The sequence below is a fragment of the Dissulfuribacter thermophilus genome (assembly GCF_001687335.1).
GTDB lineage: Bacteria > Desulfobacterota > Dissulfuribacteria > Dissulfuribacterales > Dissulfuribacteraceae > Dissulfuribacter > Dissulfuribacter thermophilus.
In genome coordinates this window covers 310,240-329,989 of the sequence record NZ_MAGO01000001.1, presented here as the reverse complement: position 1 = coordinate 329,989, position 19,750 = coordinate 310,240, and the positions used below count along the sequence as shown (strand labels likewise).

The window sequence follows — 19,750 nt, the reverse complement described above, 5'->3', positions numbered from 1 at the left end:
GGACGAAGAGATGATCAAACCTGAACAGTTTAAATTCTTCTCCCAGCTAGTAAAGGATTCAAGCGGAATAGCCCTTTCAACTGGCAAGGAATATCTTCTCGAAAGCAGACTAAATGAGCTCTGCAAGGTATTAGGCCTCAAAAATATAGATAGCCTATATCAACAGGCAAAATTCAAAATGACTCCCAAGTTAAAGGAACAGATCATCGAGGCCATGACCACGAATGAAACCTATTTCTTCAGGGATCAACACCCCTTTGATACCTTGAAAAACCACATCATAAAAGAGTTAATGGAGAAGAATCAGTCCAAAAAGGAACTTCGTTTTTGGAGTGCTGCTGCTTCTACTGGCCAAGAAGCATACAGCATTGCAATGATTATTCAGGAACACTTTCCTCAACTTGCAAACTGGAAAGTGGAGATACTAGGGACTGATATTTCAAGACAGGCCATTGAAAAGGCACAGGCAGGCCGATACACCCAGGTTGAAGTAAACAGAGGGCTGCCCGTCACCATGCTGATCAAGTACTTTAAACAACAGGGGGCCTTTTGGATTGCACAGGACAAATTGAAAAAGTTAGTCCACTTTAAAACCTTTAACCTATTAAATCCGTTTATAGGGCTGGGGCAGTTTGATTGCATATTTTGTAGATATGTTCTCATCTACTTTGACCAAGAGACAAAAAAGAAAATCACAGACAAATTGGTTAAGGTCCTAAGGCCAGGAGGCTACTTATTTTTTGGGGCCACTGAAACGCCGGTAGGGCTTGATCCATCGATGAAACGAGTAACCTTCGGGAAAACAGTGTGTTGGAAAAAAGCTGGAGGATAAAAAAAATGGGAATGGAAGAAGAAATCCTCAAAGATTTTTTGGCAGAATCTAAGGAAAACCTAGAACTTTTGGACCAGCAGTTTGTGGAGCTCGAACAGGATCCACACAATATGGACCTAATAAAGAGCATATTTCGTACGGTCCACACAATTAAAGGGACTGCTGGTTTCTTTGGCTTTACAACCCTCGAAGGTATTGCTCACTTTGCAGAAGATATCCTCAGCAAGTTAAGGGATGGAGTAGTCACCATAAATGAAGACATCGCCACAATGCTCCTCCAGGCAGTGGACTACATAAAGGCAATCCTCGCCTCGCTGGAACAGACGGGAAAAGAGCCAGATGATATAGAATACCTGGATTTCATAGTTGAATTGAGAAATTTTGCTGAGAAAATCGCAAAAGGAGCCTCCGCCTCCTCTACAAAAAAAGAGGAAAAAGCTGACACAGAAGATAAAGAAGTAAAGGCAGAACCCCTCCCTCAAAATAATGAAGAAAAGGTAGAAGTTCCTAAAGAAGCGGTAAAAGAAGATCTCTCAAATAAAGAGGAAGAGCCCCCAAAGGACAAAGAACCTCCAAAATCCGAAGAAAGTAAGCCGTCGAATTCAAAAGCCCAGGCAAATAAGAAAACCGGGCCACCTCCAACAACTCCCCAACTTACCGAAACCCACGTTAGGGTAGACGTTCACCTGCTTGACAAGCTAATGAATCTTGCTGGAGAACTCGTCCTATCAAGAAATAGACTCACCCAAATTGCAAGCCAACTCAGCGACACCGAACTTCTGACTGCCAGTCAGCGACTAAGCCTTGCCGTTACAGAGATACAAGAACAGATAATGAAGACCAGGATGCAGCCTGTTGGCAATGTATTTAATAAATTCCCTCGGATTGTAAGGGATCTGTCTAGGAGTGCTCAAAAGCAGGTTCAATTAAAGATTGAAGGTGCAGAGACAGAGTTAGACCGCTCAATTATTGAGTCAATAAAAGATCCCCTAACCCATATGGTGAGAAACTCCATAGACCATGGGATAGAACCCCCAGACGTAAGGATCCAAAAAGGTAAACCAGCTGCGGGTACTCTCATCATGCGGGCATATCATGAGGGTGGGCAAGTCATAATAGAGATTCAAGACGACGGAGCTGGAATTGATCCTGAAAAGATCAAGAAAAAGGCCATTGAAAAAGGAGTAATTACTCCAGAACAGGCCCAGAACTTAGGCAATCGTGATGCCCTCATGCTCATATTCCAGCCAGGCTTCTCAACAGCTGAAAAGGTCACAAATATATCTGGCCGCGGCGTTGGGATGGATGTAGTCAAGACAAATATCGAAAAATTAGGCGGGACAGTAGAACTACAAAGCGAAGTGGACCAGGGCACTGTAGTGAGGATCAAGATTCCCCTTACCCTTGCCATAATCCCAGCCTTAGTAGTCCGCTGTGGGGGCCAGCGTTATTGTATCCCCCAGGTAAATCTAGTGGAATTGGTTCATCTGTCTCCAGATGAAATGGAAAAAGATGTCCAGATGATAGGAAACTCTGAATTTTACAGGTTAAGAGGAGAAATCTTACCCCTAATCCGTTTGAATAGAATACTTGAGCTCCCTGAAACTGTGTCTGATGAGAGACCTGTTACTGGCTTAAACATTGTGGTTTTGAACTCTGGAGACAGACAATTCGGCCTTGTGGTCGATGGTATCCATGACTCTGAAGAAATAGTTGTTAAGCCCCTTGGAAAGCACCTTAAGCACATACCGGCCTTTGCAGGTACAACCCTGATGGGAGATGGAAGGGTAGCCCTTATTCTAGACGTCGTTGGACTCACCTCTGCTCTCAGCTTGAGAGGAGAAGAGCCCCTTAAACAGGCACAACTCATGGAAGAACAGGTCAAATCAGGAGAAGAACGCCAATTCTTGCTCCTTTTTACAGTAGCTCCCCAAGAATTTTTCGCTATCCCTCTTGCCCTTGTAAACCGTTTGGACAAGATTAAGGTCTCTGAGATTGAATTTGTAGGTGGAAGAGAAGTAATCCAGTACCGTGGACATTCTATCCCAGTCATTCGTCTCGAAAATTTCCTCCCAATATCTCCTCTTCCTGAACAAGAGGAATATCACTTAATAATCTTCCACATGAATCACCAGGATGTAGCCTTTCTAGTAAGCCAGATCGAAGACAGTCTGGATATTGTAATTGACGTTGATGAAAGTACTTTTAAGCAAGAGGGAATATTGGGGTCCGCAATAATAAAAAATAAAACAACGCTTTTCATTGACGTATACCAGATTGTCCAGATGTTTGACCCAGACTTCTTTGACCAGGGATCAGAGGGTGTATCCGGACAAGATGGCGCAAAGGTACTCCTTTCAGAAGACTCTACGTTCTATCGAAACCTACTAAGTTCTTATTTAATATCAGCTGGTTACAATGTAATCACAGCAGAGGACGGTCAACGGGCTTGGGAAATCATAAATTCTGAGCCAATAGACATACTCGTTACCGATATAGAGATGCCAAACATGGATGGCTTTGAACTTTCAAGACGTGTTAAAAACGATCCGTCCCTAAAACACATTCCCATCATAGCAGTTACTTCTCTGTCAGGGGAAGAAGATAGAAAGAGGGGGAAAGATTCTGGCATAGATGAATACCAAGTTAAACTAAATAGAGACATGGTGCTCGAATCCATTCGCAACCTTCTTAAAACCAAGGAAATGGCCCAGGCAGCTTAGGATAAGGAGGAATCTATGGCTGAAAAAAAGGAAAACCTCCCAGTAAAAAATAGTGACAAGTCACTCGAAGCCGTAAGGGACCTTACAGCCCAGTTTGCAACATTCTATTTTGGCGAACATTTCTTTGGCCTTCCAATTGAAGATGTCATTGAAATCAATAGGGCCCTGGACATCACCCCTGTTCCACTTGCACCAGAATACGTCGCAGGGGTTGTGAATCTCAGAGGTCAAATACTTACTGCCATACACTTAGGTAAGAGAATAGGCCTTACAATCAAAGACCCAAAACCAGTTGAACAATTAAATAATCTTATCATGGGCGACAGAGAAGAGCCAATCAGCCTATTGGTGGAACAGATTGGAGATGTTATGCCAGTTCCGCTGGAACAGATTGAAGCTCCACCTGACCTTATTCACGGAGTAGAAAAAAAATATGTAAAAAATGTGTGTAAACTTCCAGAAAAACTACTTATAATATTAGACAGTGAAAATCTTCAGGCACCGCCGAGCGAGCTAGAAAAACAGCAGGATGTAAACTAACGGACCTTGAACCCCTGGAAGATACTTGGCCTAAAAGAAGATGCAAATTTTACAACAATAAAAAGAGCGTATAGGAGACTCTTAAGATCTTGCCACCCAGACCTGTTCCCCGGTGATGTCTGGGCCCAAAAGCGCTTTATTCAAATTAGCGAAGCCTATCATGAACTCTGTCGGATGCTCAACCTTGACGCTATTGTTGTGGACGATTCATTTCTCTTTGAGAGTTTCACTTCAGAAGGTTATTCTTTTCTGTTCATCGAAGTGTCTGTAGAGGAAGCCTTCTTTGGGAAAAGAATCCATATAGAGCTTCAAGGTGCAGAGGTCAAATGCCCTGCCTGTGATGGCCTTGGATACAGGTGGCACGGGAAAAGGCCTGTTTGTAAAGAATGTGCTGGTAAGGGCTATAAGCTGCTTTCCTGGGGGAAAAGCAACATTCGAATTATTTGCAAAGCATGTGGTGCTACAGGATTTTCTGACCAGGTCAAATGTAAAACCTGTTTTGGAAGGGGCTATATCAAAAGACAAAGAGAGGTTTTTATTAAATTACCCAGAGGGACCTTGCCAGGTACTATATTACGCATTGATGGGAATAGTGAATTGGGAATCGGTCCTGCTTTTATTGAAATTGGAATTCGTTTTCCAGAAAACTGGAGGCTTTCTGAACTTGATGTCACATCTCAAATAGAATTAGATTTATGGGATGCACTACTCGGAGGAGAAGTAATGGTTAAGACTATTGATGGTAATGAAACCCTCTTGATACCTCCAGGTACATGTGATGGCCATGAATTTGTTCTAAAAGGCAGAGGATGGATCGGGGAAAATGGAAAACGAGGAGATCATAGAATACAGATAAAAATATCAATGCCTAAGACGCCTCCTCCCCCCCAGGCAAGGATCTTACTTGAACTCCTTAGGGGCCTTTGGCCTGTCAAAGGACCTGCTTGTTTGACCTATAAATCCATTTGCAAGACTATTTTGCCCGAATAGTAGCAATAGCTCCAATAATAGAAAAGAAGTCAGATGATTAAACCGCTCTATATAGGAAGACAACCAATACTAGATCTCAAAAAAGAGACCGTTGCCTATGAAATACTTTATAGGGCAGGGGAGCAATCCAATGAGTTTCCTATAATCAATGGGACTATGGCCACAAATCAGGTCCTCTACAGCCTATTTTACAGTTTAGACTTTCAAAAAATCTTAGGTGGGAAGAAGGCTTTTATAAACTTTACAAAGGAAAACCTATTACAAGAATTTCCTGTAGATATTGCACCAAATCATATAGTAATTGAACTACTTGAGAATATAGATATCGACAATGAAGTCCTTGATGCCTGTAAGACCCTCAAAAACAAGGGGTATAAGATTGCCCTTGATGACTTTTTCCTTAAAGACAGATCACTGGAGCTCCTCCATATTGCAGACATCGTAAAGGTTGACTGGGTGACCACAAATATAGAGGAAATAGAACAGCTCACAAAGTTCCTCAAAAGGTATGATGTCTCACTTCTTGCAGAAAAAATAGAACATGAAAAGGAATACCGAGATGCTATCGAACTCGGCTACAAGTATTTTCAAGGATATTTTTTTGAAAAACCCACCATAATAAGAGGCGAGGATGTCTCTCCTACCAAATGGACCTATCTTAAACTATTTTCTCTAGTCCAGAGGCCAGAGATTGAGTCCGAAGAGCTAGTCAAGATTATCAAACACGATCCAGCCCTGGCATTTAAGCTCCTAAATTTGATCAACTCAGCCGCCTTTTCACTCCCTAATGAGGTCAAAAGCGTTGAACAGGCCATCACACTAATAGGAGAAACGGAAATAAGGCGATGGCTTTCCCTTGTATTAATGGCTAATTTATGTGAAGACCAACCAGAGGAACTCATTATTATTGCTAGTACCAGGGCCCGTTTTGGGGAGCTAATTGCCATAAAGATTGGGCAACATCACGTTTCTCCTACAATCTTTTTACTTGGTATACTTAGCCTAATTGACACCATGACGGGAAGGCCTATGGATGAACTCTTTAAAAAGATAAAGGTTCATCCTTCTATTATTAAGGCATTAGTAGAGAAATCCGGGCCACTCTTTCCATTCCTCTACCTAATGCTGGCTTATGAACGGGCTAATGAAAATGGATTAAAAAAATGTAGTGAATATTTCAATCTTAGCTATGAAGACATTACAAAATGCTATTTGGAAGCCGCTCAATGGGCAAACTATCTTAGAGACATCTAAATTTATCCTTTAGGTGCATCACGGCCGTAGAGATGGATTGAAATAACCAAATCGCAGTTTGGGAAACTTCTTTTTTAATATCTTTACAAATCCTTTAACCCCTGCTCTTTGAGAAGATGGCTCATAATTAATAGAATCCAGGTACCAGTCTGGGTCTATGTTATGATTCCTCAGTTGTATTAAATCTAGTCCAAACTTTTCAATTAATGCCGAAAGTCTCTCAATCTCTTCTATCTCATCAGTAATCCCTGGCATAATAAAGAGATTCAGGGATACAAAGCCACCAAGTTCCTTCATGCGTTTCCAGCTTTCGAAACAGTCATCTTGGCTATAGCCTTTGGGCCTATAGTACGGCTCATATAGGTGACGCCTCACTGAATTCATACTTATCCTAATTGAATCGAGACCAGCACGTCTCAAGCGCTCAACTGCCTCTGGACGACTTGCATTGGTATTAAGATTTAACGTACCAGTAGTAGTGGACTTTTTAATTTGAGTTACTGCCTTTTCCAGCAACTTTGGATTCATAAGGGGTTCTCCCTCGCACCCCTGTCCGAAACTGGCTATTGCCCGTCTTACGTTTTTTAAATGGGGTACAGCCACCTCACAAATCTCTTCAACTGTTGGAATGAACTTCATCCTCTCTTGAGTAGAAGGTACGTCGCAGTTAGGCTGATATGAAAGGCATCCGATGCATTGGGCATTGCAGGCAGTAGAAGTTGGAAGAGGGGCCTCAAAACGCTCCAAAAAGAAATTTTTTGCTGCAGGACAACCATATGTAAGACAACACTTGCCAAGGTGTTGTATCAGACGATTTTTGGGATACTCCTTTAGCTTTCTTTTAGTCCTACTAATGATCTTCTTTGGGTTAAATAGCCTTACATCCTGACGCCTGTCTGGATCACTTCTAAAGCCAGCTACCCAAAATCTGTCCTTCCACCAACCAACTGCAGTATAAGCGAAAAGTGGAAGGGGCTGGGCATTGTCCTCTTTTAAATAGGCGGGAAGTGCAACTTGTGTATGGGCTGGGGACATAAATGCCGCTACTGAATAGACCTTTTCACCATTTGGTCCTTCATGGGTTGCCACCATCTCATCCCTGTCCATGTCCCATCCAACAGGAATCCGACCAGGAAGCACAAACAATTCACTCCCTTCCGGAAGTGGGATCAGATCCTCTGGGAAGACAGGATGAAGGGCCTTGCCAGATCTCCCTGCCATCCTCAAATGGGGATGATCAAATATATTGCCCTCTTCATCTGCTAACACCAAATAGGGTATAGAGTCAGGGTGAACTTCTCTTTTCATAGCATGTCCAACTTTCTGTAGGGTAAAAGCTTTGTTACACGCCCCAATTTAACAAGGGGTGGGTAATCCGGATTCTAGGAGTTAATTTACACTACAAGCAACTTGTTGAAAATATTATATGATAAACTATAAATGCTTAATTGAAGGATTGATCTTCTGGAGGAAAAAATAAATGGATTATTCACGACGGAGAAAAACTCTGAGTCTGGCCCTTTCCAAGAAAAAACTTGGCGGATTCCTTGCTACAAGTCCGGAATCAAGGCGTTACCTTTCTGGGTTTACTGCTGAAGATCTTGGCTGTAAGGAATCTTCTGGCATCCTCCTGGTCCTTAGAGATGAGGCCTATCTATTTACAGACGGCCGCTATGACCTGCAGGCCAAGGAAGAGACAAGTGGCATCAATATAGTGGTATGTAAAAATGGTCTTCACAAGGCCATTGCAAAGATCTTGAAGCACGTAAATGTGAAACGAATTGGCTTTGAGGCATCTTCAATAAACGTAAGACTATTTACGAAAATAAAAGTAACCTGTAAAAATATAGAATTCATAGAGTATGATGACCTCATACTAACCTATAGACTCCAAAAGGAACCAGAAGAAATTGAGCTCATAAGGCGCTCTGTAGAAGTTGGGGAACTCTGCTTTAAAAAGGCCCTATCTAGGCTGGGGCCAGGGATGACCGAAAGAGAAGCCAGCGTAATAATACTTGAAAATATTTACAAGTACTCTGAAGGCCCTTCCTTTCCACCGATAGTTGCCTCTGGTCCAAATGCAGCCCTTCCCCACGCAATACCTCAAGACAGGATCATAAAAGAAAACGAACCTGTTATCATCGACATGGGAGTAAAAATAGAAGGCTATGCATCTGACATGACCAGGACTATTTTCTTTGGAGAGCCTACTGACAAATTCAAAGAGATTTATGCCTGCGTAAAGGAGGCCAAGGAGACTGCGCAGAAAGCCATCCGAGCAGGAATGACTGGAAGAGATGCCGACCATATAGCCCGTGCAAAAATAAAGGAACACGGCTTTGGAAATTACTTTGTCCATGGCCTTGGCCATGGTGTAGGTCTTTCTGTACATGAACCCCCAAACCTTTCGCCACGGTACCGGAGGCGCTTACATACAAATAGTGTTGTCACAGTAGAACCGGGTATTTATATCCCTGGCGAAGGTGGCGTTAGGCTAGAGGACATGGTGGTGATTAAAGAAGATGGAGTCGAACTTTTGGGAAGTGGAAGATGGATTTATGATTTCTGAAACTCAAAACGAATTACCTCTTACTGAACACCTTAGAGAACTAAGACAGAGACTCATAAGGTCTCTCGTTGTTGTAAGCATCCTGGCATGCGTCTCATACGCTTTCATTGAACCCATCTTTAAGGCCCTTTCAATTCCACTTCTTGACGTATTACCTGAAGGTAGAAGCCTAATCTTTACTTCCTATCCTGAAGCATTCTTTACCTATCTCAAACTTGCGATCACCACCGGAATATTTCTGGCCTCCCCTTGGATACTGTTTGAGATCTGGGCCTTCATAGCACCAGGACTGTATGCCCATGAAAAGAGATTACTCTTCCCATTCATAATCTTTGGCTCAGCTTTTTTTGTTGGAGGGGGCCTCTTTGGATACTTTGTAGTATTTCCTACGGCCTTCAAGTTCCTTGCAGGCTATGAATCGGATATGCTTACCCTCTATCCAAGCATTTCTGAATATTTCACCCTAGTAGTACGGCTACTTCTAGGGTTTGGTCTAGCCTTTGAACTCCCTCTGATATTAGTCTTCCTTGGTCTCTTGGGCATAGTCAATACCACCATGCTGCGACGCAACCGCAAATATGCCCTTCTTGGGGCCTTTATAATTGCAGCAATCTTTACTCCAACCCCCGACGTACTCAATCAGACGCTCCTGGCAGTACCCCTCCTACTTCTCTATGAAATAAGCATATGGGCCCTGGAGATTATCCAAAGACTGAGGTCTTAACCCCTTTTTTTCATCCTAGGATCAAGCACATCCCGAAGCCCCTCTCCCAAAAGGTTGTATGCCAGTACTGTGAGGAGGATTGCAAGTCCAGGAAATACTGAAAGCCACCAGGCTATCTCAATGTTGTCTTTGCCAGAAGTCAACATATTCCCCCAGCTAGGGGTAGGAGGCTGTACACCTATCCCCAAAAAACTCAACGCACTCTCAGTCAATATTGCACTTCCCACCCCCAGAGTAGCTGACACAATGACTGGAGCAATGGCATTTGGAAGAATATGGCTAAATAGTAACCTCATGTCGTTTACGCCTATAACCTTTGCTGCGAGTACAAAATCCCTTGATCGAAGACTCATGAATTCTGCCCGAACTAGCCTACACACCCCCATCCAGCTCGTAAGTCCTATTACCACCATGATATTCCATATGGATGGCTCCAAAAAAGCAATTACCGCCATTACAAGGAATATAGTTGGGAAACACAACATTATGTCCACGAGACGCATAATCAGGATGTCCCAGATTCCCCCATAGAATCCGGCAATAGCCCCTAGTACTGTCCCAATCGCCGTTGCAATGCCCACTGCTACAATACCCACAAGGAGACTAATCCTTGCACCGTATATGAGCCTTGAAAGCACGTCTCTACCAAGGGAATCTGTCCCAAGGGGATGAAGTGCGCTTGGGGCCTCTAAGATGTGATAGGTATCTATCTGTTGAGGATTATAAGGCGCGATATATTGGGCAAATATGGCAACCACTGCCAGGAGAAACACGAGCACGAGCCCCGTAGCTGACATAGGATTTCTCAGCAGATCTTTAAATAATCTAGTCCAACTCATATCTTAGCCTTGAGTTTGCACCCAAATTATGCACTGCGACTTGAAGTACCTAAGTACGTCTGCTTCCGGTGCGCCTCGCATCTTGGGCAAACTCGCCAATTGCATAATTTGGGTTGAATCATTAGTCACTCCTCATTCCTGTCCTGATCCGTGGATCAGCCAATGCATATCCTATATCTGCAAGGAGATTTCCAATGAGCGTAAGAATTGCCACAATAACAAGATTTCCCATTAGGACCGGATAATCTCTGGCCATTACACTGGTCCACATAAGCTGGCCCACACCTGGTATGGCAAAAAGGGACTCAAATATGACGCTACCTCCAATTAGTCCTGGTATGGAAAGGCCTAGTATGGTTATAAGTGGAAGGAGCGCATTTCTCAGTGCATGTTTGTATATGACCGTTCTTTCAGGTAGACCTTTGGCCCTTGCAGTCACTATATAGTCCTGACGAAGGACCTCTAGCATTGAGCTCTTCATATACCTACTCATTCCAGCAAGCCCGCCTATTGCAGAAACTGAAACCGGTAATATGAGATGTTTAATCCAGTCAAGGAATTTCTCCCAGGGACTCATGGACGCATAGCCCATGAGAGAATGAAGCCCTGAGATTGGCAGCCATTCTAATTTGACCCCAAATAGTATCATACACAAAAGTGCTATCCAAAATGACGGCGCTGCATAGCCGATGTAGACGACAACTGTTGTAATATGATCAAAAAGGCTATTGTGTCTAATTGCTGCACTAACCCCTAAGGGAACGGCCACTAAAATTATAAGTAGGATAGACAAGGCATTAATAAGGAGAGTTATAGGGAGCCTTTCTTTGATCTTATCCCACACTGGACGCCTGTCTGGAGCAAATGATCGCCCCAGATCAAGGGTCAACAATCCCTTAACCCATCTCAGATATTGTACATATAGAGGTTTGTCCAGCCCATATTGTTTTCTCAGTCTCTCTCTCATTTCTGGAGTCATTTTCGGATTAAAATCCGTTTGAATAACCATGGGCTCTCCTGGTGCAAGGTGCATGACAGTAAACGAGATTATTGTTATCCCAAAGAACGTGGGTATGAGCCAGAGGATTTTCTTTAATAAAAATCTCAATATTTCCATTCTAGGGCATTATATATTTTTGCTCGTTTTTGGGGACCCACCATCTGATAAAGTTGTAACTTATGCCTGCTGGAGCAGGTTCAATTCCCCTAAATCTTTTGTGAATAATGGGAAGGCTCATTGGCACATATAAAAACGTATATGGCTGATCCTCAGCCAATATCTCTTGAATTCTCCAATAAATCTGTCTTCGCTTTTCACGATTGAAGGTGCGTCTGCCTTGAACAAGTAACTCATCAACCTCTTTGTTTTTATATCCAATAAAATTTAACTCTTTTGGCCCAGTCTTTGAAGAGTGCCATATGTCGTATATATCTGGATCCTGTCCAAGGGTCCAACCTAGTATAACTGCCTGGAACCGCCTCTTGTCTATAAAATCATTGATAAAGGCAGTCCACTCAATTGTGCGTATCTTGACCTCAATGCCTATCTGCTTCAATCTCCACTGTATGATCTGGGCTGTCTTGTCCCTCAGGGCATTGCCTTGATTGGTAATGATTGTAAAAGAAAAACGCCTTCCATCTTTATCTAACCAACCGTCACCGTCATGATCTTCCCATCCTGCCTCTTTGAGCAGGGCCCTGGCACGCTCAGGATCATATGGATAGCGTTTCACATTAGGATTATAGAACCAGGCATCAGGTTTATAGGGCCCAGTGGCAGGGACCCCCATGCCTAGAAGGACTCCCCTAACTATCTCCTCTTTGTCAATGGCATAGGAAATGGCCTGGCGCACCCTTTTGTCTTTAAAGAGGGGATCCCTAAGATTATATCCAAGATATGTATATGAAAATGAAAGATATTTGTACTTTTTAAAGTTTTTTTCAAAAAATGGGGTTGATGTCTGACGTCTATATTGAATCGGACTAAGCCCCATCCAATCCAGGCCACCGCTTTTGAGTTCGAGAAACATCGTAGCAGGATCTGGTATAATTCTCATTACATAGCCATTTAAAAAAGGCCTTCCCTCAAAGTATTGAGGATTGAATTCCAAGACGATCTTCTCTTGGGTCTTCCATTCCTTCAATTTAAAGGGACCAAGTCCCACTGGATGTCGACCAAAATCAACCTTTGTGATGTCCTTGCCTTTAAGAAGATGTTCGGGGAGAACTACCAGATTTCCCCATGAACTTAAGGCTGGTGCGAAGGGTTCTTTATACGTTACTCTAAAGGTATAGGGATCTGGTGCCTCGGCCTTTTCAACTTCTTTAAAATCCCCTGCATATGCAGTTGGAGTATTGGGGTCAGTGATGAGCTTAAATCCGAACAGACAATCCTTGGATGTAAATTCCACGCCGTCTTGCCACTTAACCCCTTTTTTTAGGTGAAAGGTTATGGTGAGACGGTCCGCTGAAATGTCCCATGATTCAGCCAAGTCACCCACTAGATTGAGATCCTTGTCATACTTCACCAGTCCATTGAAAATTAACCCAGCTATTTCGTGACTTGTTGCATCTGTGGCAAGCATGGGAATTAAAATGGAGGCATCGCCAATAGAGCCTACTACAACAGCATCTCCATAGTCTTGGGCATTAGTTATTGATAGGTTATAGGGAAATAGTATGAGGAGTGCTGCAAGCAGAGAAAAAAGGCCCTTACGCATGAAAGGCTTTTTCCTCAAGTCTATTATTCAGGTCTTTTACGCAATCATAGGGAATGGAGAGATTACCCTTTCCCCTGCCAAGATGTATATATGGTTTTGCCTTACCATGGTAATCTGTCCCGCCTGTGACTACCAACCCAAAGGAGTTTGCAAGTTCAATAAGAGACTGAGTGAAAGAAGGTGAATGCTCGCTATAGTAACACTCCATTCCATCTAGTCCCCTTTCAACAAGTCCCTCCACAATACCCTTCAACTCCGTAATATTTTCACATTTTAGACTAAAAGGGTGTGCAAGCACAGCGAGACCACCTGCCATATGAATGGTCTCAATAGCCTCCTCTGGACTCAACACTGATTTGGGTACATAGGCCTTTGCTCCCCGTTTAAGGTACTTTTCAAAGGCCTCCTGAACATTTTTCACAGCCCCTAGTTCTACCAGTGCACGGGCAAAATGAGGACGTCCTATCTGGCCCCCCTTGGACAACTGTTCGAGCATCTCAAGGGAAATGGGGATTCCCAATTCATTTAGCTTTTTAATTATCTTTGGATTTCTATTGGCCCTGGCCTGTTGGACAATACCAAGAGTTGCCTTAAGGTGTTCTGAATCCTGCCTTATAAAATACCCAAGTATGTGCATATTACCCTTTGGGGCAATGACGCTCAGTTCCACCCCAGGTATAACATTTATACCCAAGGCGTTGCCCATGGATATGGCCTCATCCAAGCCCTCTATTGTATCGTGATCTGTTATGGATATGGCTTTAAGACCTACTTCTGTAGCAAGTTTAACAAGATCCTTTGGGCTATCTGAGCCATCAGAAGCTGTGGTGTGGGTATGAAGATCGCAGGTTTCCATAAAAGACACATTATACGTTAAAATATTCTGTGTCAATTACTCCCGAGCTAACAGCTCAAACAAAAAGGCGGCCTAAAGGGCCGCCTTTTTATTTCACATTTATGAAATTCTTTATCTAGTTTAGCTCTTGCTCCCTAACGGAGATCGCTACCTTATAAAGTACAGTGAGTATAAGGAATCCTACGGCCCAAATCCCGATGGCAATTGTAATCTCCGGAAAGGTTGGATGGTATTCTGTTATTTTTTCAAATGGATTTGGGACAAATCCTCCAATAACCAATCCAACACCTTTATCAGTCCATGTCGATGCAATTATTGCGGCGCAAGCAAGGGCCAGGAATCCAATCCTTCTACGCAGAGGCGGAATCAGGAGTATAAATACCCCAAGAAATCCTAACACACCTGCAGTCTGCATCCATGGGACTAGCTGATCATGTCCATGAAGTCCAAAAAAGAGGTATTCCAATCCGTGCATATGGCTTGGGATATTACTGTAGAAGGCGGTGAAGAATTCAAGCCCCACAAAGAAAAGGTTGGCAATCATTGCGTAGCAAATTGTCTTTGCTATTGACTGCAATACCTTTTCACCAGGATCGTATTTACTGACCTTCCTCACAATAAGGAGGAGCAGGATTAACAACGCAGGCCCTGATGCAAATGCTGAAGCAAGGAACCTGGGTGCCATTATAGCGGTCAGCCATGCATGTCTGCCTGGGAGGCCTGAATACAAAAATGCAGTAACTGTATGGATACTGAATGCCCAGGGAATGGAAACGTAGGCAAAGAATTTCACCCATTTGGGTACAGGTATTCCCTTCTTGTCACAGAGTAAGGTATTATAACCAACTATAATGTTGATTAACAGATACCCATTTAAGACAATCATGTCCCAAAATAAAATTGAGTTGGGAGTCGGGTGTAAAAGGACATTAAAGAGTCTTGCTGGCTGCCCGATATCCACAACTATGAACAACAAACACATGGTGACAGCAGCAATTGCCAAAAATTCTCCGAATACAACTACACGTCTATAGGGATGATAGCCATGTAGGAGCTCTGGGATAACCAACATAACAGCCCCAGCTGCAACACCGACGAGATAGGTGAACTGGGCGATATAAACACCCCAGGACACGTCCCTACTCATTCCTGTTATGCCGAGACCGGTCTTAAGCTGATAAAGATAGCTTATGAAACCCGCTCCGATTAAGACGAGCAGGAAACCTATCCAGGTCCAATATCTTGAACTACCTTGTAATGCTTTTTCTATCATGGCTCCCTCACCTTATGCGATAATGTAAAATACAGATGGTTTGGTACCTAACTGTGGCTTACGTCTAAGGGCATAGTTTTCCCTTAACAGAGCCCTCACCTCTGAATTAGGATCAGCCAGATTACCAAAGGTCAAAGCCCCATGTTTACAAGCTTCGACACAGGCTGGAATCTTGCCTTGAGCTAACCTCTCCACGCAGAAATTACACTTTTCAACAACACCCCTCATTCTTGTGGGGAATTCGTAGTTTAGCTCTCTCCCCTTGAGTCCCAATCGCGGATCTCGCCAATTAAAGCTCCTGGAGCCATAGGGGCAAGCTGCCATGCAGAACCTACATCCTATGCACCTATGGTAATCCATGGCGACTATGCCATCTGGCCTCTTAAAGGTCGCCTTTGTAGGGCACACCCTCACGCATGGAGGATTGTCACAATGGTTACAAAGTACCAAAAATGGATGCCTTTTAATATGTTCTGGCACATAGGGATCTAGTGTAGAGATGTCTGTAAATACATGGTGATATTCATCTTTCCAAATCCATTTAACTTCTTCCTTTGGATCTGGGAAGTTTGGCACATTATGGACGTAGTGACATGCATTAATGCAGTCTCTGCACCCTTCCTGCTCAGAACATTTACGCATATCCACAACCATCGCCCAACGGATCCCCGATGCTTCTTCAATATGGCCATGGCCGTGATCTTCCTCGGCACTATGGCCATGTTCCTCGTGGGGACTGGCGTGGGCTATTCCTGCCTCTTCAACCAACGCCGAAATGGCGCTCCCCCCTATCAAGGCAGATCCACCTACTATTTTTAGAAAATCCCTTCTCTTTAATTCCATTGCTTACTCTCCTTCGGGACGAAATGGCAATCCCAGCAATAGGGTTTTACTTCTGCATAGTCATGGCACCTATCGCAAAACTTTTCCTTGTTGGAATGACATTTCATACAGGTATTTTGGAGCGAAATAGTAACCTTCTCCCCACGCTTATTTTCATATACACGATTACCATCCCTCAAGGCCTGATCTCTCCACACATTTAATAAGTACATGTGGGAGGCACGCATGTAATCTTTGGACTCTACGCACTTTTGGCCCTTGGTCATGATTACTGGCTCTGGCATGGGTGCAGCCTTGCCCATACCAAACCAAAATGGGAAGGTAGCTATCGCCACAAATATTACGAGTCCTATGATGACCTTACCTGAATCATACATCTCCTTCTTCCTCCTCCATTCCTGGTATGGGCTCCTGTCTTAAGTTGACAGTGCGCTTTTTCTCACCCTTCATCACAAGGGCATTGCCGACAAGTTCATGCACACCAGTAACAGTTATTCCTGGTACCCAATAATTGACCAATGGCTGCAAGACTGCCCTGTCAATTGCGCAAACACAGCTCAGGGTATTGACGCCGTAACGGTCGCGCACGTACTTAACTGCATTGGCCCTTGGGAGTCCTCCCCTCATGCGCATTTCCATGAACTCGTCGTTATTGAGACCTGATCCACTACCACAGCAGAAAGTCTTTTCTCTAATTGTATCCTCAGGCATGTCATAGAATTCTGGAACCACGTTCTTGAGCACGTATCTCGGCTCTTCAAACAATCCCATACCGCGTGATGGGTTACAGGAATCATGGAACGTGGCTTTTATACCTGCATTTCTGCTTGGATCTAGTTTGATGGCACCATGCTTGATGAGGTCTGCAGTAAATTCCGTAATGTGGACCATCTTAGTAGATCTGGCGTTTTCAAACACAGTACCAGTAATGGGAGACTTGGGCACTTCCAAGAAGTCAGCTGGCCCGGTAAGGGTATCCATGTACTGGTGGACCACACGCCACATGTGCCCACACTCACCGCCTAGTATCCACTTTACACCAAGCCTTTTTGCCTCAGCATATATTTTGGCATTCAATTTCTTTGCATTTTCAATGGTACCTGTGAAAAACCCGAAGTTACCACCCTCAGCTGCATAGTAGCTCATGGTATAGTCAAGGCCTATCTCATGGAAAAGCATGAGATAGCCCATGAAGGTGTAAGTACCCGGGTCGGCAAAGAAGTCACCTGAAGGTGTCACGAATAGGACCTCAGCCCCTTTCTTCATAAAGGGAACTTCTATCTTTACCCCAGTAAGGTCTTCAATATCCTCCACAAAGAAGTCGATCATGTCCTTTAAGGAATGAGGTTGAATACCAATATGGTTTCCAACCTTGTAACAATTTGCCGCAGGCTCCATCATCCAGTTTATGTTACAACCAACTAGATTCAACAGATGGCGACCTGCAAGGTCGATCTCGGCTGTATCAATACCATATGGGCAGAACAGAGAACAACGCCTACACTGGGTACATTGATAGAAGTAATAGAACCATTCCTTTACGACGTCGTATGTCAGTTCACGCGCCCCAGCCCAACGCCCAAGGATCTGACCTGCCTTAGTAAATTCTCCCCTGTAAACCGACCGCATAAGCTCGGCGCGTAGAACTGGCATGTTTTTAGGATCGCCGGAACCTATGAAGAAATGGCATTTGTCTGCACAGGCTCCACAACGAACACATATGTCCATGAATACCTTCAGAGATCTATACTTTTTCAACAGATCTCTGAAACCCTCAAGAATCCTTTCCTTCCAATCCTCTGGGAGCTTCCAATCTTCATCAGTTGGCGACCACTCCCTAGGATTCCACATGTCCAGGATCTCAATGTTCTTTGGCTTGGATGGATAACTATATGTCCCAGGCCTAAAAGTGGGCTTTGTATCCATCCACCATTTCTTGGGAGGTTTATGATCTATTTTTAAAAGTTCGTTTGGTTTTGGTACTGCCATATCTCTCACCCTTTTTTATTAATCTGTTGGTATTCCTGCCTCTTCGAGTTTATCCCTATAGTCCTCAACCCACTCCTCGTAGGTGTGGAGTTTTACCTTTGGATTCCATGGATTCACATGGCGAACTGCCCTGTTGTTATTAGGCAAGTTCCTAGTCGGGCTCATGAAGACACCGCCCATATGCATGAGCTTACTAAAGGGGAAATAGGCAAAGAGACAACAGACGAGGAACAAATGAATATAGAAAATTGCCCCAATCCCCTCTGGTACCACAGGGTGGAACGTGACGAGACCCATGACAAGTGCCTTTACTGCCACAATATCAGTCCTAACAAAATAGCGCATGAGCATACCACTCACCACTATTCCAAAAATAAGGAACAGCGGGAAGTAATCATTGACAAGCGAAATGTAGCGCACCTGAGGTATCAGAACTCTCCTCAAAAACAAGGCAACAACCCCAATGAGAAGGAGTAGACTACTAAGATAGATAGGTGGAGCACCGATCTGGAACATTGCATCTATCTTATCAAGCAATGCGATGGGACCTGGAACAGGATATGTCGCAAGTCTCAGATGGTGAAGTATGACCATGAGAAATCCATAGTGAAACATAATCGCTGAAAGCCATAGCCACTTGGTCGGACCGTAAATAAGACTTGGTCCACTCCTCAGCTCACCCTTCACGTTTCTAAAGAGTGAACGGAAGAAAAAGACCTCGAAAAACATCCTGAGGATCACCTGACCTGTGGTGAATGGGCTCTCAATCTTTGCGTGCTTGATCCACGGCAATGACTTTTGCTGGCCAGCTGTGGTCGGAATCTTGAACGGTACGGCAGACTTGGCCCAGTCTACCACCTTCACACAAAATCCAACCACAAAAATCAGGGCAGCCAAATAAGGAACCAGGACACCAAATAATCCTTGAAGATGAATAGCCCAGCCAACCCATGCAGTCAGTGCCAGGCCAACCACTAAGAATAAAGGCATGACAACTCTCATATCATCTACCTCGCTTTATAAGACTTTAAATTAAATTAATATATTAAACTCCCTTATCAGGAGACTCCTCTACCAGCATCTTTGCCTTCCTCAACAGGAAGTAAACGTTACTTTTGACCTCGTTGACCCTGATTTCAGCAAGCTCTTCCCTACAAGAGGCGTAAATATTGAATGCGATGAGCACAGCCTCATCAATCCTCGCATCCAGACGCCACAATTCTTCCAAGAGGTCTTCTTTCATTATCTGCTCTAGGCAATAGGCCCTGATAATACCCTTTAGATCGAATATGAATGCCAAAGCCCCTGCTGGCGAGAAATCCTGTACTGCCCTCACTCGTATTACTTCATCCAGAGATTCCTTAACCCCTTCATTATCGTCGGTGAAGATGAGATTGGAAAAACACTTTGTGAGCCCCGTATCAAAAATGTGCCCCACAGGATTGGCAAATTGATTCTTCTGACCTTGAATAAATTTAACGGCATCTTGGGGATATGTATCAAGCAGTGTCTGCTTCCACTCCTTGAGGATATCCGCTTCCTTGGTTCTTATAATTTCTCTTAGCCTCATTTGAGCCTCTGCCATAGGTACCTCTCCC

18 protein-coding genes are annotated in these 19,750 nt (G+C 43.8%); 7 read left to right on the top strand and 11 right to left on the bottom strand.

Going from position 1 to position 19,750, the window contains the following annotated elements:
• The first annotated feature begins 10 nt into the window (after positions 1-10).
• From DBT_RS01430 to DBT_RS01410, 5 genes are read left to right on the top strand one after another with little or no spacing between them, the layout of a single operon-like run.
• Positions 11-832: a CheR family methyltransferase gene (locus DBT_RS01430; protein WP_067615696.1), complete on the top strand. Its 822-nt coding sequence runs from the start codon at positions 11-13 to the stop codon at positions 830-832.
• 5 nt (positions 833-837) lie between these two features.
• Positions 838-3,555, top strand: coding sequence for a chemotaxis protein CheW (locus DBT_RS01425; RefSeq protein ID WP_067615693.1), 2,718 nt, complete (start codon positions 838-840; stop codon positions 3,553-3,555).
• 15 nt (positions 3,556-3,570) lie between these two features.
• On the top strand, positions 3,571-4,095 hold the full coding sequence (locus DBT_RS01420; RefSeq protein WP_083186537.1) for a chemotaxis protein CheW: 525 nt from the start codon (positions 3,571-3,573) through the stop codon (positions 4,093-4,095).
• Positions 4,096-4,101: 6 nt separating this feature from the next.
• Positions 4,102-5,085 (top strand): DnaJ C-terminal domain-containing protein, encoded by a 984-nt coding sequence (locus tag DBT_RS01415; RefSeq protein WP_067615692.1) that lies wholly within the window; start codon positions 4,102-4,104, stop codon positions 5,083-5,085.
• Between the two features lie 33 nt (positions 5,086-5,118).
• Positions 5,119-6,339 carry an EAL and HDOD domain-containing protein gene (locus DBT_RS01410; protein ID WP_067615690.1) on the top strand — a complete coding sequence of 407 codons (1,221 nt, stop codon included), beginning with the start codon at positions 5,119-5,121 and terminating at the stop codon, positions 6,337-6,339.
• A gap of 18 nt (positions 6,340-6,357) precedes the next feature.
• Here DBT_RS01410 and DBT_RS01405 read toward each other — a convergent pair whose 3' ends face one another.
• On the bottom strand, positions 6,358-7,647 hold the full coding sequence (locus DBT_RS01405) for a radical SAM family protein (RefSeq protein ID WP_067615688.1): 1,290 nt from the start codon (positions 7,645-7,647) through the stop codon (positions 6,358-6,360).
• A 172-nt stretch (positions 7,648-7,819) separates the two neighbouring features.
• Here DBT_RS01405 and DBT_RS01400 point away from each other — a divergent pair, with 172 nt between their 5' ends.
• Complete coding sequence (locus DBT_RS01400) at positions 7,820-8,908, top strand: M24 family metallopeptidase (protein ID WP_067615686.1); 1,089 nt, start codon at positions 7,820-7,822, stop codon at positions 8,906-8,908.
• The gene (gene tatC / locus DBT_RS01395; RefSeq protein WP_067615683.1) at positions 8,898-9,632 is read left to right on the top strand and encodes a twin-arginine translocase subunit TatC; all 735 of its coding nucleotides are present in this window, start codon (positions 8,898-8,900) and stop codon (positions 9,630-9,632) included. The genes DBT_RS01400 and tatC overlap by 11 nt, the downstream gene beginning before the upstream one ends.
• Here the strand turns inward: tatC and DBT_RS01390 are convergent.
• The 10 genes from DBT_RS01390 to DBT_RS01345 form a co-directional block, all read right to left on the bottom strand.
• On the bottom strand, positions 9,629-10,471 hold the full coding sequence (locus tag DBT_RS01390; protein ID WP_083186536.1) for an ABC transporter permease: 843 nt from the start codon (positions 10,469-10,471) through the stop codon (positions 9,629-9,631). The two genes, tatC and DBT_RS01390, sit on opposite strands and share 4 nt — an antisense overlap.
• A gap of 121 nt (positions 10,472-10,592) precedes the next feature.
• Positions 10,593-11,588, bottom strand: a complete 996-nt coding sequence (locus DBT_RS01385) for an ABC transporter permease (RefSeq protein WP_067615678.1) — start codon at positions 11,586-11,588, stop codon at positions 10,593-10,595.
• Between the two features lies 1 nt (position 11,589).
• Positions 11,590-13,191: a peptide-binding protein gene (locus DBT_RS01380; RefSeq protein WP_067615676.1), complete on the bottom strand. Its 1,602-nt coding sequence runs from the start codon at positions 13,189-13,191 to the stop codon at positions 11,590-11,592.
• Complete coding sequence (locus tag DBT_RS01375) at positions 13,184-14,047, bottom strand: PHP domain-containing protein (protein ID WP_067615674.1); 864 nt, start codon at positions 14,045-14,047, stop codon at positions 13,184-13,186. The genes DBT_RS01380 and DBT_RS01375 overlap by 8 nt, the downstream gene beginning before the upstream one ends.
• A 115-nt stretch (positions 14,048-14,162) precedes the next feature.
• Positions 14,163-15,320, bottom strand: a complete 1,158-nt coding sequence (gene dsrP / locus DBT_RS01370) for a sulfate reduction electron transfer complex DsrMKJOP subunit DsrP (RefSeq protein ID WP_067615673.1) — start codon at positions 15,318-15,320, stop codon at positions 14,163-14,165.
• 12 nt (positions 15,321-15,332) lie between these two features.
• Positions 15,333-16,163, bottom strand: a complete 831-nt coding sequence (dsrO, locus tag DBT_RS01365) for a sulfate reduction electron transfer complex DsrMKJOP subunit DsrO (protein ID WP_067615671.1) — start codon at positions 16,161-16,163, stop codon at positions 15,333-15,335.
• A complete protein-coding gene (gene dsrJ / locus DBT_RS01360) occupies positions 16,154-16,540 on the bottom strand; it encodes a sulfate reduction electron transfer complex DsrMKJOP subunit DsrJ (protein WP_067615669.1) in 387 nt (128 codons plus the stop codon). The genes dsrO and dsrJ overlap by 10 nt, the downstream gene beginning before the upstream one ends.
• Complete coding sequence (gene dsrK, locus DBT_RS01355; protein ID WP_067615883.1) at positions 16,533-18,152, bottom strand: sulfate reduction electron transfer complex DsrMKJOP subunit DsrK; 1,620 nt, start codon at positions 18,150-18,152, stop codon at positions 16,533-16,535. Before dsrK ends, dsrJ begins: the two co-directional genes overlap by 8 nt.
• A gap of 18 nt (positions 18,153-18,170) precedes the next feature.
• Positions 18,171-19,154, bottom strand: coding sequence for a sulfate reduction electron transfer complex DsrMKJOP subunit DsrM (gene dsrM, locus DBT_RS01350; protein WP_067615667.1), 984 nt, complete (start codon positions 19,152-19,154; stop codon positions 18,171-18,173).
• 43 nt (positions 19,155-19,197) lie between these two features.
• The gene (locus DBT_RS01345; RefSeq protein ID WP_141674181.1) at positions 19,198-19,737 is read right to left on the bottom strand and encodes an RsbRD N-terminal domain-containing protein; all 540 of its coding nucleotides are present in this window, start codon (positions 19,735-19,737) and stop codon (positions 19,198-19,200) included.
• Between the last annotated feature and the right edge of the window lie 13 nt (positions 19,738-19,750).